Source organism: Pelomonas sp. CA6, from assembly GCF_022549225.1.
Taxonomy (GTDB): Bacteria; Pseudomonadota; Gammaproteobacteria; order Burkholderiales; family Burkholderiaceae_C; genus Roseateles.
Genome location: NZ_JAKZFD010000003.1, coordinates 39,331 through 54,030, shown reverse-complemented (window position 1 = coordinate 54,030; position 14,700 = coordinate 39,331). Strand labels below are relative to the sequence as shown.

12 protein-coding genes are annotated in these 14,700 nt (G+C 71.3%); 5 read left to right on the top strand and 7 right to left on the bottom strand.

Features of this window, described 5'->3' with window-relative positions:
• Positions 1–159: 159 nt before the first annotated feature.
• From glk to LZ017_RS06120, 7 genes are all read right to left on the bottom strand, one after another.
• Positions 160–1,128 carry a glucokinase gene (glk, locus tag LZ017_RS06150; RefSeq protein ID WP_241299374.1) on the bottom strand — a complete coding sequence of 323 codons (969 nt, stop codon included), beginning with the start codon at positions 1,126–1,128 and terminating at the stop codon, positions 160–162.
• A complete protein-coding gene (locus LZ017_RS06145; protein ID WP_241396090.1) occupies positions 1,128–2,126 on the bottom strand; it encodes an ABC transporter ATP-binding protein in 999 nt (332 codons plus the stop codon). Before LZ017_RS06145 ends, glk begins: the two co-directional genes overlap by 1 nt.
• A gap of 5 nt (positions 2,127–2,131) precedes the next feature.
• Positions 2,132–2,977 carry a carbohydrate ABC transporter permease gene (locus LZ017_RS06140; RefSeq protein ID WP_241299372.1) on the bottom strand — a complete coding sequence of 282 codons (846 nt, stop codon included), beginning with the start codon at positions 2,975–2,977 and terminating at the stop codon, positions 2,132–2,134.
• Positions 2,974–3,837: a carbohydrate ABC transporter permease gene (locus LZ017_RS06135; protein WP_241299370.1), complete on the bottom strand. Its 864-nt coding sequence runs from the start codon at positions 3,835–3,837 to the stop codon at positions 2,974–2,976. The genes LZ017_RS06140 and LZ017_RS06135 overlap by 4 nt, the downstream gene beginning before the upstream one ends.
• 161 nt (positions 3,838–3,998) lie before the next feature.
• On the bottom strand, positions 3,999–5,282 hold the full coding sequence (locus LZ017_RS06130) for an ABC transporter substrate-binding protein (RefSeq protein WP_241299368.1): 1,284 nt from the start codon (positions 5,280–5,282) through the stop codon (positions 3,999–4,001).
• Positions 5,283–5,372: 90 nt separating this feature from the next.
• On the bottom strand, positions 5,373–6,839 hold the full coding sequence (locus LZ017_RS06125) for a sensor histidine kinase (protein WP_241299366.1): 1,467 nt from the start codon (positions 6,837–6,839) through the stop codon (positions 5,373–5,375).
• Entirely contained in the window at positions 6,836–7,516 is a 681-nt protein-coding gene (locus LZ017_RS06120; protein ID WP_241299364.1) for a response regulator transcription factor, read from the bottom strand. Before LZ017_RS06120 ends, LZ017_RS06125 begins: the two co-directional genes overlap by 4 nt.
• A gap of 143 nt (positions 7,517–7,659) precedes the next feature.
• On the opposite strand from LZ017_RS06120, the gene LZ017_RS06115 reads away from it, so the two are divergent.
• The 5 genes from LZ017_RS06115 to LZ017_RS06095 all read left to right on the top strand — a co-directional run bounded on the left by LZ017_RS06115 (position 7,660) and on the right by LZ017_RS06095 (position 14,698).
• Positions 7,660–10,200 carry an exo 1,3/1,4-beta-D-glucan glucohydrolase gene (locus LZ017_RS06115; protein ID WP_241299362.1) on the top strand — a complete coding sequence of 847 codons (2,541 nt, stop codon included), beginning with the start codon at positions 7,660–7,662 and terminating at the stop codon, positions 10,198–10,200.
• 91 nt (positions 10,201–10,291) lie between these two features.
• Positions 10,292–11,659, top strand: coding sequence for a GH1 family beta-glucosidase (locus LZ017_RS06110; RefSeq protein ID WP_241299360.1), 1,368 nt, complete (start codon positions 10,292–10,294; stop codon positions 11,657–11,659).
• A gap of 130 nt (positions 11,660–11,789) precedes the next feature.
• Complete coding sequence (locus LZ017_RS06105) at positions 11,790–12,968, top strand: ABC transporter substrate-binding protein (RefSeq protein ID WP_241396089.1); 1,179 nt, start codon at positions 11,790–11,792, stop codon at positions 12,966–12,968.
• Positions 12,969–12,971: 3 nt separating this feature from the next.
• Positions 12,972–13,844, top strand: a complete 873-nt coding sequence (locus tag LZ017_RS06100; protein WP_241299358.1) for a carbohydrate ABC transporter permease — start codon at positions 12,972–12,974, stop codon at positions 13,842–13,844.
• Positions 13,841–14,698 (top strand): carbohydrate ABC transporter permease, encoded by an 858-nt coding sequence (locus LZ017_RS06095; protein ID WP_241299356.1) that lies wholly within the window; start codon positions 13,841–13,843, stop codon positions 14,696–14,698. Before LZ017_RS06100 ends, LZ017_RS06095 begins: the two co-directional genes overlap by 4 nt.
• Positions 14,699–14,700 lie beyond the last annotated feature (2 nt).

The following is a 14,700-nucleotide window of genomic DNA, read 5'->3' as shown; positions in this document are numbered from 1 at the left end:
GATTCGGCCGGGAGAGAAGCCCGACCCACGTGGATGGGTCGTTGCGCCGGCGGCGGGACAAGAGGCTCCCATCGCCTTGCTTGCATTTTTAATGTTTTGTTAATTAATTAACATTACGGGAATACCCCCGCTGTCGGCAATGACGCAACGCGGGGCGGCTCAGCGCAGGGACTGGGCGGCGCCCAGCAGCCCGGGCTGCGAGGCGCGGATCAGCCAGGCCGGCAGCGCGGCGAGATAGCCCTGCAGGCGGCCCTTGGCGCGCAGCCGCGTCGCGAACCGTTCGTGGTCGAACAAGGCGCCAAGGCGCGGCAGCACGCCGCCGGCCAGGTAGAGCCCGCCCTGCGCGCCGAAGCTCAGCAACAGGCTGCCCGCCACCGAACCGAGGAAGTCGACGAAGAGCGCGACCGCCTCGGCGCAGCAGGCATCGCTGCCCGCCTGGGCGCGCGCCACCACGTCCGCGGGCCGCAGGGCCTGGGCCGGCGCGCCGGCCAGCTCGCTCAGCGCGACGTAGAGGTTGACCAGCCCCGGGCCGGACAGCACCCGCTCGGCCGACACATGGCCGAAGCGCCGCCACAGCCGCTCCAGCGCCGCGGCCTCCCGCGGGGTGCTCGCGGCCAGCGTGGCATGCCCGCCCTCGCCGCTGACCACCAGCGGACGGCCGCCGGGCGGCCTGAGCAGCGCGGCCACGCCCAGGCCGGTCCCCGGCCCCATCACCAGCGCCGGGGCGCCCGGCTGCGCCTGGCCGGCGCAGACCGGCTCCAGCTCGGTCTCGCTCAGCACCGGCAGCGCCAGCGCGAGCGCAGCGAAATCGTTCAGCACCACCAGGCGCTGCAGCGCAAACTCAGCCTGCAGCGCGGCGCGCGAAAAGCTCCAATGGTTGTTGAGGATGCGCACCGCGTCGGCGCCGTCCACCGGCGTGGCCACGGCCAGCGCCATCGCCCGCGGCGCTGGTCCGGACCAGGACCGCAGATGGTGCTGCAGCGCCGCGGACAGCGACGCGAAGTCCGCGCATTCATAGCTCGCCACTGCTTCAAGCGGCGCGTCCGCGTGGCGCTGCAGCGCCAGCCGCGCGTGGGTGCCGCCGATGTCGGCCAGCAGGCGCGGCAAAGCGGGATCCGGCGCGTCCATCAGGCGGCCTCCACGCGCCGGCCGCTGTCGCCGTCGAAGCGGTGCGCATGCTCGGCGGCCCAGCTCAGCCCGACCCTGTCGCCGGCCTGCTGGCTCGCGCGGCCGGCCACGCGCGCGGTCATGGTGCCCAGCGGCGTCTCCAGCTTCACATAGGTTTCCGGCCCGGTGGGCTCCAGCATCAGCACGCGGCCAGGCAGCCCGTCGCCGGGCGCGCCCAGCAGCAGATGCTCGGGGCGCACGCCGAACTCCTGCCCGGGCCGGTCGGGCGCGGCGAAGAAGTTCATCGCCGGCGAGCCGACGAACTCGGCGACGAACTTGTTCGCCGGCCGTTCGTAGATCTGCTGCGGCGTGCCGAACTGCTGGACCTCGCCGGCGCGCATCACCGCGATGCGGTCGCCCAGCGTCATCGCCTCCACCTGGTCGTGGGTCACGTAGACGGTGGTCGTGCGGGTGCGCTGGTGCAGCAGCTTGATTTCGGCGCGCATCTCCACGCGCAGCTTGGCGTCCAGGTTGGACAGCGGCTCGTCGAAGAGGAAGAGCCGCGGGTTGCGCGCCAGCGCCCGCCCCATCGCGACGCGCTGGCGCTGGCCGCCCGAGAGCTGCGCCGGGCGGCGCTGCAGCAGATGCTCGATCTGCAGCATCGCGGCCACGCGCTGCACCGCGGCCTCGCGCTCGGCCTTGGGCACCTTGCGCATCTCCAGCGCGAAGGCGATGTTCTGCGCCACGTTCATGTTGGGGTAGAGCGCATAGCTCTGGAACACCATCGCGATGTCGCGGTCCTTGCTTGGCAGACGGGTCACCTCGCGATCGCCGATGTGGATGCTGCCGCTGCTGGGCTGCTCCAGCCCGGCGATCATGTTCAGCAGCGTGCTCTTGCCGCAGCCCGACGGGCCGACGAGGATGAGGAATTCGCCGGCCTCGATCTCCAGGTCGATGCCCTTGAGGATCTCGGTGTGCCCGAAGGTCTTGCGCAGTTGTCGTATGGCCAGGGCGCCCATGTTCATCAGCCTTTCACGGCGCCGGCGGTGAGCCCGCGCACGAAGTACTTGCCGGCCAGCACGTAGACCACCAGCGTGGGCAGCGCGGCGATCAGTGCCGCGGCCATGTCCACGTTGTATTCCTTGACCGTGCTGGAGGTGTTGGCGAGGTTGTTCAGCCCCACGGTGATGGGCTTGCTGTCCGCGCCGGAGAAGACCACGCCGTAGAGGAAGTCGTTCCAGATGTTGGTGAACTGCCAGATCAGCGTCACGACCAGGATGGGCGCGGACAGCGGCAGCACGATGCGCCAGAAGATCTGCCAGAAGCCGGCGCCGTCCAGCATCGCGGCGCGGACCAACTCATCGGGCAGCCCGGCGTAGTAGTTGCGGAAGAACAGCGTGGTGCTGGGGATGCCGGCGAGCACATGCACCAGCACCAGCCCCCACAGCGAGCTGGCCAGGCCCAGCCAGCCCAGCACCTGGCTCATCGGCAGCAGCACCACCTGCATGGGCATGAAGACGCCGAACAGCATCAGCGCGAACAGCAGTTCGCTGCCGCGGAAACGCCACTTGGACAGCACATAGCCATTGAGCGCGCCGACCGCGGTGGACAGCAGCACGGCGGGCAGCACCATCAGCACCGAGTTCATGAAATAGGGCCGCAGCCCGGCGCAGTCCGCGCCGGTGCAGGCGCTGGACCAGGCCTTGGCCCAGGCGTCCCAGCCGGGCTGGGACGGCAGCGACAGCAGCCCGCTGTCGCGCAGCTCGTCCATGCCCTTGAAAGAGGTGGTCAGCATCACGTACAGCGGCGCCAGGAAGACGAGGGCCAGCAGCACGAGCACGGCCAGCAGCAGCATGCGCGAGGCCTTCATCGCTTGACCCTCAGTTCGCTGTACAGATAGGGCACGACGATGGCCGCCACGGTGGCCAGCATCACCATGCTGCTGGCCGCGCCCAGCCCAATCTGGCCGCGGCTGAAGGCCATCGCATACATGTAGGTGGCCGGCAGGTCGGTGGCATAGCCGGGGCCGCCGCCGGTCAACGCCATCACCAGGTCGAAGCTCTTGATCGCCAGATGGCTGACCACCAGCAGCGTCGAGAAGAACACCGGGCGCAGGCTGGGAATGAGGATGCGCCAGTAGATGCGCGGCAGGCTGGCGCCGTCGACCTGCGCGGCCTTGAGGATGCTGTCGTCGATGCCGCGCAGCCCCGCCAGGAAGAGCGCCATGACGAAGCCCGCGCTCTGCCACACGCCGGCGATGACGATGCAGTACAGCGCCATGTCCGGATCCACCAGCCAGTCGAAGCTCGCGTCCGCGAATCCCCAGTCGCGCAACAGCTGTTCCACGCCGGTGCCGGGGTTGAGCATCCACTTCCAGGCTGTGCCGGTGACGATGAAGGACAGCGCCATCGGGTAGAGGTAGATGGTGCGCAGCACGCCCTCGGCGCGCACCTTCTGGTCCAGCAACACCGCCATCAGCAGCCCCAGCCCCATCGCGCCGCCGATGAAGAGCGCGCCGAACACGGCCAGGTTGCGCAGCGCCACCCACCAGCGCTCGCTCTCGAACAGGATCTCGTACTGCGCCAGCCCGACGAACTCGTAGTTGGGCAGCAGCCGCGACGCGGACACGCTCAGGTAGCCGTTCCACGCCATCAGGCCGTATATGAACAGCAGCGACAGCACGAAGGACGGCGCCACCACCAGCCGCGGCAACCAGGTCTGAAACTTCATCTCGAGCGCACCTCGTTCCCCCCGCGGGTCCGGCGACCCGCGCAAGTTCCGCGGGCCGGTCGACCCGCGCAAGTCCTCCCGCGCCGGGGGCCTGCCACCGGCGTCGGTCTCATGGTGCGGCCGCGCGGGCCGCGGTGGCGGGCGACGTGCCGCCGCGCCGCTCAGCGCATCTTGGCCGCCGCCAGCAGGCGCTTGATCGCGTCGGCCGGGGTCATGCGCTCGCTGTTCCAGTAGTTGCTGATCACGTCCTTGATCGCCCCTTCGGCGGCGGCCGAGACGGCCATGCCATGGGCGATGGACGGCAGCAACGTGCCGGCCTTGGCGGTCGCGGCGAAGTCCGCCGCCGAGGCCTTGGCGCAGTCGTCGAAGCGGTCCAGCTTGACGCCCTGGCGCACCGGGATGGACCCCTTGGCCAGGTTGAAGCTCTCCTGGAACTCCGCCCCCATCACGGCGGCCGCCAGGTCCTTCTGCGCCTTGACGTTGGCGTCCTTCTTCAGCGCGAACATCGCCAGCGAGTCGATGTTGTAGCTGAAGGTCTTGACCGCGCCCGGCGCGGCCAGGCAGACGAAGTCGCGCCCGGGCTTCTTGCCCGCGGCCAGGAACTCGCCCTTGGCCCAGTCGCCCATGATCTGCATGCCGGCCTCGCCCTTGATCACCAGGCCGGTGGCCAGGTTCCAGTCGCGGCCGGGCGCGTTCTTGTCGGTGTAGGGCTTGATGCGCTTGAAGGTGGCGAGCACCTTCTCCATGGTCGGGCTCGCGATCGCCGCGGGGTCGAGCTGGACCAGCGCCTTGGCATAGAACTCCGGGCCGCCCTGGCCCAGCGCGACCGCCTCGAACAGGGTCAGGTCTTGCCAGTTCTGCCCGCCATGGGCGAGCGGGATCACCCCGGCCTTCTTCAGCGCATCGGCGGCGGCGAAGAACTCGTCCCAGTTGGTCGGCGGCTTGGCGCCGGCCTTCTTGAACACCTCCGGATTGGCCCAGAGCCAGTTGACGCGGTGAACGTTGACCGGCACCGCGATATAGCTGCCGCGGTACTTCATCTGGTCGGCCACCACCTTGGGCAGCAGCTCGTCCCAGCGCTCGGCGCGGGCGACGTCGTCGATGGGGCTGAGCACGCCCTCGCGCGCCCACTCCTGCAGCGCCGGGCCCTTGATCTGCGCCGCCGACGGCGCATTGCCCGAGACCACGCGCGACTTCAGCACCGTCATCGCCGAATCACCGCCGCCACCGGCCACGGCAAAGTCCTTCCAGGTGTGGCCCTTGGCCTGCAGCGTGGCCTTGAGCGCCTGCGCCGCGCGGGCCTCGCCGCCGCTGGTCCACCAGTGCAGCACCTCCACCTCGCCGGCGCGGGCGCCCAGGGCCGCCAGGCCCAGGGCCGCGGCCAACAGCAGGGGTCGCGCTTGCGGGTGGCGGCGGCGCGCCGCCTTCGGGGAGGGGGAATTCATTCGCGGTGTCTCCTGATCTCTGAGACCCCGGCCTCGCAGCCGGTGCCTGCGACGGATTATTAATGAAACTTTAACGCCTTAAAGCAAGGGCTAACCCTGGGCCGGCGTCCGGCCGTCGTCGCAAGGCAGGGTGACACGCGCCACCAGCCCGTGCGGGCGCAGCGGCGCCAGGCGCACCTGGCCGGCGTGGCGCTCGACGATCTCGCGCACGATGGCCAGCCCCAGGCCGCAGCCGCTGCCGTCGTGGGTGGCGCGCACGAAGCGCTCGAACACGCGCTCCAGCTCGGACGGCGGCAGCCCGGGCCCGTTGTCCTCCACCTCCAGCAATGCCTGCGCGCCCTGCTGGCGCACGCGCAGCGTGACGGTCGCGCCGCGGCCCGCGTAGCGGATCGCGTTGTCGATCAGGTTGCTGATCGCCTCGCGCAGCAGCAGCGCGATGCCACTGACCATCACCGGCGGCTCCTCGTCGCCGGACTCGTCGAAGCCCAGATCCACACCCGCCTGCAGCGCGCGCGGCACCATCTCCGTGCACAGCTCGCGCGCCAGGCGGCGCAGGTCCAGCGGCCGGCGGTCCTGCAGCGAGGCCGATTCCGGCTCGGCGCGCGCCAGCAGCAGCAGCTGGTTGATCAGGTGGGCACTGCGCACCGCACTCTCGTGCACGCGGCGCAGCCGGGCCAGCAGCTCGGGGTCGCTGGCGTCGCGCAGCGCCAGCTCGGTCTGGCTCTTCAGCCCGGCCAGCGGGGTGCGCAGCTGGTGGGCCGCGTCGCTGATGAAGCGCTTCTGCACCGCCACGCTGTGCTGCACCTCGCCCAGCAGGGTGTTGATCGCGCCGGCCAGCGCGCGCACCTCGGGCGGCGCGGCGCTGATCTTGATCGGCGCCAGGTCGTTCGCGGCCCGGCCCTCGACCTGGCGCTGCAGCACCGACAGCGGCGCCAGCCCGGCGCGTATGCCGGTCCAGACGATCATGGTCATCAGCACGATCAATACCGACAGGGGCAGCACCGTGTCGCGCAGGATCTCGCGCGCCAGCTCCTCGCGGTTGGCGCTGGAGCGCGCCACCTGCACCAGCATGGTCTGCGCCGGCCCATCGGCCTCGCCATAGCGCAGGTAGAGCGCGGCCACGCGAACATGCGAGGCACCATCGGCCTCGCGCAGCACGCCATCGTAGAAATACGGTTCGCCCTCGGTCGTCGGCACTCCCGCCGGCACGCCGGGCAAATGGCGGTTGCCGAGGATGAACTGCCCCGGCGGCGTGCTGACCATGTAGAGCACGCGGTCGCTGGGGTCGGCCTCCAGGATGTCCTGCGCGGCGCGCGGGAAGTCGATCAGCAGCCCGCTGTCCAGCGGCTTGACCTGGCGCGCCAGCGCCCGCGAGGCCTGCGACAGGCTGGCGTCGATCGCGCGGCTGGCATAGCTCGCGGCCAGGTTGTAGGTGAAGATCGCCGCCGCCACCCACAGCACGATCTGCGGCAGCAGCAGCCACACCAGCAGCTGGCGGCGCAGCGAGCGCGCGCCCGGCACCGACACCAGCCAGTGGCGGCGACCCTCCGCGCTCATCCCGCCGCGCCGGGCTCGTCTTCGAGCAGATAGCCCAGCCCGCGCACCGTGCGTATCGCCAGCCCCGACTGCTCCAGCTTGCGCCGCAGCCGGTGGATGTAGACCTCGATGGAGCCGCTGCCGCTGGTGTCCGAGCCGTCCTGGGCCCAGACCGAGGTGATCTGGTCCTTGGTCACGACGCGGTCGCGCTGCGTCAGCAGCAGGTCCAGCAGCATCCATTCGCGCGGGCTCAGGTCCAGCGTCTCGCCGCGCACGGCGGCGCGCCGCGTGCCGCGGTCGAACACCAGGCTGCCCATGGTCGCGGCGCTGCTGGGCGGACGGCCGCGGCGCATCAGCGCATGCAGCCGCGCCTCCAGCTCGGGGAAATCGAAGGGCTTGGTCAGGTAGTCGTCGGCGCCGGCGTTGAGCCCGGACACGCGGTCGTCCAGGCTGTCCAGCGCGGTCAGCACCAGCACCGGCAGCAGGCGCTGCGCCGCGCGCGCGCGCTTGAGCACCGTCAGCCCGTCCACCAGGGGCAGGCCCAGGTCCAGGATGGCGACATCGAACTTCTGCTTGCCCAGCAGGTACTCCGCCACCGCGCCATTGGGCGCATGCTCGACCTCGAAGCCGGCGCGCCGCAGCTGCGCGGACAGCGCGTCGGCGAGAAGGGCGTCGTCCTCGGCGAGCAGCAGATGCATCGATGAAGCCATGTCTTGGGGTGACCAGGGATGTGGCCGCACTGTAGCGCCATCGGTCCTCGATCAAGGGTTAACGTTATATTAACAAACATCGCGCTTCGTTAAGAATCCGTCGTCCCGGTACCGAGTTGACGACAGACGCCATGATGCGCCCCCGCCTTCTGCTTGCCTCCGCCCTGCTGGCCCTGCCGGCGCTCGCAGGCGCCAGCCCGACCGCCGCCGCCACGCGCTGGCCCGCGGTCGCCAGCGCCGTGCCGCGCGACGCCGCGATCGAGGCGCGCATCGAGCGCATCCTCGCGCGCATGACCCTGGCCCAGAAGGTGGGCCAGATGACCCAGCCCGAGATCAAGCACATCAGCCCCGACGAGGTGCGGCGCTACTACATCGGCTCGGTGCTCAACGGCGGCGGCTCCTGGCCCGGCAACGACAAGAACGCCAGCGTGCAGGACTGGCTGCGCCTGGCGCAGGCCTACCACGAGGCCTCGCTGCAGACCGACCTGGCCGAGCCCATCCCGGTGATCTGGGGCACGGACGCCGTGCACGGCCACAACAACGTGCGCGGCGCCACGCTGTTTCCGCACAACATCGGCCTGGGCGCGAGCCGCAACCCGGCCCTGGTGCAGGAAATCGGCGCCGCGGTGGCGCGCCAGCTGCGCGCCACCGGCATTGCCTGGACCTTCGCGCCCACGCTGGCCGTCACGCGCGACGACCGCTGGGGCCGCAGCTACGAGAGCTTCTCCGAGGACCCGGCCTGGGTCGAGCGCCTGGGCACGGCCTATGTGCGCGGCCTGCAGGGCCGGCTGGGCAGCGACGACAGCGCGATCGCCACCGCCAAGCACTTCATCGGCGACGGCGGCACCCACCAGGGCAAGGACCAGGGCCAGACCCGCGTCGACGAGCGCACGCTGCGCGACCTGCACGGACGCGGCTATGTCGGCGCGCTGGGCGCCGGCGCGCAGACGGTGATGGCCTCGTTCAACAGCTGGTACGACAGCGGCCGCCAGCTCGACCAGGGCAAGATGCACGGCAACGCCTACCTGCTGGGCGAGGTGCTGAAGGGCCAGATGGGCTTCGACGGCCTGGTCGTCTCCGACTGGAACGGCATTGCGCAGATTCCCGGCTGCCGCGACGCCAGCTGTCCGCAGGCCATCCGCGCGGGCATCGACCTGGTCATGGTGCCCGAGGACTGGAAGCGCTTCATCGCCAACACCATCGCCGAGGTCGAACGCGGCGAGATCCCGATGGCGCGCATCGACGACGCGGTACGCCGCATCCTGCGCGTCAAGCTGCGCGCCGGCCTGTTCGAGCGCGCCCCGCAGCAGAACGTGCACGCCGGCCGGGCCGAGGCCCTGCAGGCCCGCGAACTGGCGCGCCGCGCGGTGCGCGAATCGCTGGTGCTGCTGAAGAACGAGCGTCAGGTGCTGCCGCTGCGCCGCGACGCCCGCGTGCTGGTGGTGGGCAAGAGCGCCGACAGCCTGCAGAACCAGAACGGCGGCTGGACACTGACCTGGCAGGGCACGGAAAACCGCAACGAAGACTTCCCCGCCGGCGAGACCGCGCTGGCCGGACTGCGCGCCGCGCTGGGCGACGCGCGGGTGCGCTACAGCGCCGACGGGCGCGACGTGCGCGTGGCCGACTACGACGCCGTCATCGCCGTGATCGGCGAAACGCCCTATGCCGAAGGCAACGGCGACATCCCGCCGTCCGGCACGCTGCGCCACAGCAGCCGCCATCCGGAAGACCTGGCCGTGCTGGACGCCGTCGCGGGCCAGGGCCGCCCCGTCGTCACCGTGTTCATCGCCGGCCGGCCGCTGTGGGTCAACGACCTGCTGAACCGCTCGGACGCCTTCGTGGCCGCCTGGCTGCCGGGCACCGAGGGCGGCGGCATCGCCGACGTGCTGCTGCGCGACGCGCAGGGCCGCGTCGCCCATCCCATCGCGGGCCGCCTGCCCTTCTCCTGGCCGCGCGGCGCCTGTCAGACACCGCTGAACCGCGGCGAAGGCGGCACGCCGCTGTTCGCACTGGGCCACGGCCTGCGCTACGGCCAGGCCGCGCGGCTGCCGCGGCTGGACGAGCGCAGCCCCAGCGGCGGCTGCGCGGCGCAGACCGAGCTGCTGCTGTTCGAACGCAATGCCCAGGCGCCCTACGAGATGCAGGTCTCCGGCGGCCCGGGACGCTGGGCGGCGCAGCGCATCGGCGACGACCTGAACCGCCAATGGCGCCTGCCCGAGGGCGCCGAGCGCCCCGACCTGCTGCTGTCCACCGTGCAGCTGCACACCCAGCAGGACGCCAAGCGCCTGCAATGGCAGGGCCCGGCGCAGCTGGCGCTGTGGGCGCCGCAGCGCGCCGCGCTGAGCGTCTATCCCGACGCGGCCCTGGTCTTCGACCTGCGCGTGGACCAGCCGCCCGCCGGTCCGGTGCGCCTGAGCATGGGCTGCGGCGCGGGCTGCGGCGCCACGCTGGACCTGCAGGCGCTGCTGCGCCGCGCCGAGCCCGGCCGCGTGCAGCGCTATGCCGTGCCGCTGGCCTGCTTCGGCGCCGCCGGGCTGGACGCCAGCCGCGTGGAGATGCCCTTCGCGCTGCAGGCCGACGCCGGCCTGGACCTCAGCCTGGCGCGCGTGCGCATCGTCGCCGGCGCGGCGCGCGGCCCCGAGGCCCTCGCCTGTCAAGACCTGACCCCGTGACGACCGCCGCCGGGCCTCGGCCCGGCGGGCCCCGCGCACGCAGCGCGGGGCCGCACCTCAACACCGACGCGAATTCACCCCGAAGCCCGACATGAGCACCAAGCCAATGCCCTCGCTGGCCCGCAGCGATTTCCCCGCCGACTTCCGCTGGGGCTGCTCCACCTCCTCTTACCAGATCGAAGGCGCCGCGCGGCTGGACGGCAAGGGCGAGTCCATCTGGGACCGCTTCTGCGCCACCCCGGGCCGCATCCGCGACGCCAGCCATGGCGACGTCGCCTGCGACCACTACCACCGCTGGCCCGAGGATCTGGACCTGGCTCGCGCGCTGGGCGTCAACGCCTATCGTTTTTCCGTGGCCTGGCCGCGCGTGCTGCCGCAGGGGCGCGGCGGCGTCAACGAGCGCGGGCTGGACTTCTATGAGCGCCTGGTCGACGGCTGCCTGGCACGCGGCCTGGAGCCCTGGCTGACGCTGTACCACTGGGACCTGCCGCAGGCGCTGCAGGAGCAGGGCGGCTGGCTGTCGCGCGACACGGTGGACGCCTTCGCTGAGTACACCGAGCTCGTCGCGCGCCGGCTGGGCGACCGGGTGAAGCACTGGATCACCCACAACGAGCCCTGGTGCAGCGCGCTGATGGGCCATCACGACGGCGTGCACGCGCCGGGGTTGAAGAGCCTGGCGGCCGGGCTGCAGGCCTGCCACCACATCCTGCTCTCGCATGGCCGCGCGCTGCCGGTGCTGCGCAGCCATGTGAAGGACGCCCGCGCGGGCATCACGCTGAGCCTGCACCCGATCCGTGCGGCCAGCGACAGCGACGCCGACCAGGCCGCGGTGCGGCGCCACGACGGCTCGCGCAACCGCTGGTTCCTGGATCCGCTGCACGGGCGCGGCTACCCGGCCGATACCTGGGCGCTGTACGGCGCGCATGCACCGCGCATGCACGACGGCGACCTGGCCGAGATCGCGCGGCCCTGCGACTTCCTGGGCATCAACTACTACTTCCCCGAGGTCGTCGCCGACGCCACCGGCGCCAACCCCATCGGCACCCGCGTGGTCGAGCCCGAGGGCGTCGAGCGCACCGCGTTCGGCTGGCAGGTCGACCCGCAGGGCATGGTGGAGCTGCTGCAGCGCGTGCAGCGCGACTACGCGCCCGCCGAGGTCTACCTGACCGAGAACGGCTCGACCTACGAGGACGAGCTGCTGCCCGACGGCCGCATCGAGGATCTGCAGCGGCGCAGCTACCTCGCGCGCCACCTGGCCGCCGCGCGCGACGCGCGCGCGCAGGGCGTGCCGCTGCGCGGCTATTTCGCCTGGAGCCTGCTGGACAACTTCGAATGGGCCGAGGGCTACACGCGCCGCTTCGGCCTGGTCCACGTCGACTACGCCACGCAGCAGCGCCGCATCAAGGCCAGCGGCCGCTGGTACAGCGATTTCCTGCACGGCCGCGGCGACGCCGCCTGATCCATCCGCCCATCCGCGCAAGACCCCTCACATGCAAGACCTGACCCCTCTCTCCCGCCACGGACGCCGGCCCCGCCGCGTCCGACTCGCCGTCCTGGCCTGCGCGCTGGCCGCCGCCTGCGGCGCCGCGATGGCGCAGAAGGCGCCGCTGCGCGCCGAGGTGATCCACTGGTGGACCGCGGGTGGCGAATCCGCGGCGGTCAAGTCGCTGGCCGAGGCGTACAAGGCGGCCGGCGGCGAATGGGTGGACACCGCGGTGGCGCTGGGCGAGCAGGCGCGCGCGGTGGCGGTGAACCGCATCGTCGGCGGCAAGCCGCCGACCGCGGCGCAGTTCAACACCTCGCGCCAGTTCCTCGACCTGGTCGAGCAGGGCATGCTCAACCCGGTCGACGCGGTGGCGCAGCAAGAGGGCTGGGACAAGTTCCTGCCCGAGACCGTGCTCAACGTGATCCGCGTGAAGGGCCACTACTACGCCGCGCCGGTCAACATCCACATGCCGACCTGGCTGTGGTATTCCAAGGCCGCGCTCGCCAAGGCCGGCGTGGCGCAGGAGCCGCGCAGCATGGACGAGCTCTTCGCCGCGATGGACAAGCTGCGCGCCGCCGGCCTGACGCCGCTGGCCCACGGCGGCCAGGCCTGGCAGGACAACATCGTCTTCACCGCGGTGCTGGCCAACCAGGGCGGACGCGATCTCTACCTCAAGGTGCTGCGCGACCGCGATCCCAAGGCCATCCAGGGCGAGGCCTTCAAGCAGGTGCTGCTGAGCTTCAAGCGCCTGCAGGGCTATGTGGACCGCAACTCGCCGGGCCGCAACTGGAACGACGCGACCGCGCTGCTGATCGGCGGCAAGGCGGGCTTCCAGTTCATGGGCGACTGGGCCAAGGGCGAGTTCACGCTGGCGCGCCAGCAGCCCGGCCGCGACTATGGCTGCATCCCCGGCTTCGGCCCGCAGTCGCCCTACATCATCCAGGGCGATGTCCTGGTCTTCCCCAAGAGCCGCCAGCCCGAGACGGTCCAGGCGCAGCTGCTGCTGGCCAAGGTCGTCACCTCGCCGGCCGCGCAGCTGGCCTTCAACGCGCGCAAGGGCTCCATCCCGATCCGCACCGATGTCGACGCCGGCGCGCTGGATCTGTGCGCGCAAAAGGGCCTGGCGATCATGAAGGACCGCAGCCGCCACCTGGGCAACGGCGAGGTCTACCTGACGCCCGACCAGAACGGCGCGCTCGCCGACATCCTGACCGCCTACTGGAACCGCAACCTGCCGGTGGAGAAGGTGCAGAAGGACATCGCCGCGGCGCTGAGGGACTGAGCCATGGCCGCAGCCCCGCGCCCTCTCGCCCGGCGTTTGCGCCGGCTCACGCCCTGGGGCGCGCTGATGCCCATGGCCGCCACCGTGCTGCTGGCCTACCTGGGCTCGGCGCTGTGGACGCTGCGCATCTCGCTGTCCAGCTCGCGCAGCTTCCCCAAGGACGATTTCGTCGGCCTGGCGCAGTACGAACGACTGTTCGGCAACGAACGCTGGCTGCAGTCGCTGGAGCATCTGGCGCTGTACGGGCTGGTCTTCATCGCCGCGACGCTGGTGCTGGGCACGCTGCTGGCCATCGCCATCGACCAGCGCGTGCGCAGCGAATCGCTGTGGCGCGGCGCCTTCCTCTACCCCTATGCGCTGTCCTTCGTCGCCACCGGCCTGATCTGGCAATGGCTGCTGACGCCGGGCAACGGCGGCTTCGAGCTGGACTGGCTACAGAACGAGGACAAAGTGCTCTACGCGGTCGCGCTGGCCGGCGTCTGGCAGGCCTCGGGCCTGGTGATGGCGCTGGTGCTGGCGGGCCTGCGCGGCGTCGACGAGGAGGTCTGGAAGGCCGCCGCGCTGGACGGCATCCCGCGCTGGCGCTGCTACGCCTCCATCGTGCTGCCGCAGCTGGGCGCCACCTATGCCACCGTGCTGCTGCTGTTGTTCACCGCCGCGGTGAAGGTCTTCGACGCGGTGGTCGCGATGACCCAGGGCGGCCCCGGCACGGCCAGCGACGTGCCGGCGCGCTTCATCATGGACCACCTCTTCGGCCGCGCCAACATCGCGCTCGCGTCGGCGGGCGCCATCGTGCTGCTGCTGGGCGTGCTGGCGGTCGCGGCGCCGCTGCTGTACTGGCGCAGCCGCCGCGCGGCCGCGGGAGGCCAGGCATGAAGACGCAGCGCTGGGGCCGCTGGGGCCTGTACGCCTTCCTGCTCGCCGCGGCCGCCTTCTTCCTGGCGCCGCTGTACGTGATGCTTGCCACCTCGCTGAAGAGCATGGACGAGATCCGCCACGGCGCGGGCCTGCTCGCCTGGCCCGCGGCGCCCAGCCTGGCCGCCTGGCGCGAGGCCTGGAGCGGCGCCTGCACCGGCCTGGCCTGCGAGGGCATCGCCGGCGGCTTCTGGAACTCGGTCGCGATCACGCTGCCCAGCACGGTGATCCCGGTACTGGTCGGCGCGCTCAACGGCTATGCGCTGTCCTTCTGGCGTCCGCGCGGCGCGCAATGGCTGTTCGGCGTGCTGATGGTCGGCGCCTTCATCCCGGTGCAGGTGATGATCTACCCGCTGGTCAAGGGCCTGGCCGGCCTGGGGCTGTACAGCTCGCTGCCGGGGCTGGTGCTGGTACACCTGGTGTTCTCCATGCCGGTGATGACGCTGCTGTTCCGCAACTACTACGCCAGCCTGCCGCAGGAGCTGTTCAAGGCGGCGCGCGTCGATGGCGGCGGCTTCTGGCGCATCTTCCTGCAGCTGATGCTGCCCATGTCCACGCCCATGCTGGTGGTCGCCGCCATCATGCAGATCACCGGCGTCTGGAACGACTACATCCTCGGCCTGGTCTTCGCCGGGCGCGAGCAGCTGCCGATGACCGTGCAGCTGAACAACATCATCAACACCACCACCGGCGAGCGGCTCTACAACCTGAACATGGCCGCCACGCTGCTGACCGCCGCCGTTCCGCTGGCGGTCTATCTGCTGTCCGGCCGCTGGTTCGTGCGCGGCATCGCGGCCGGTGCATTGAAAGGCTGATC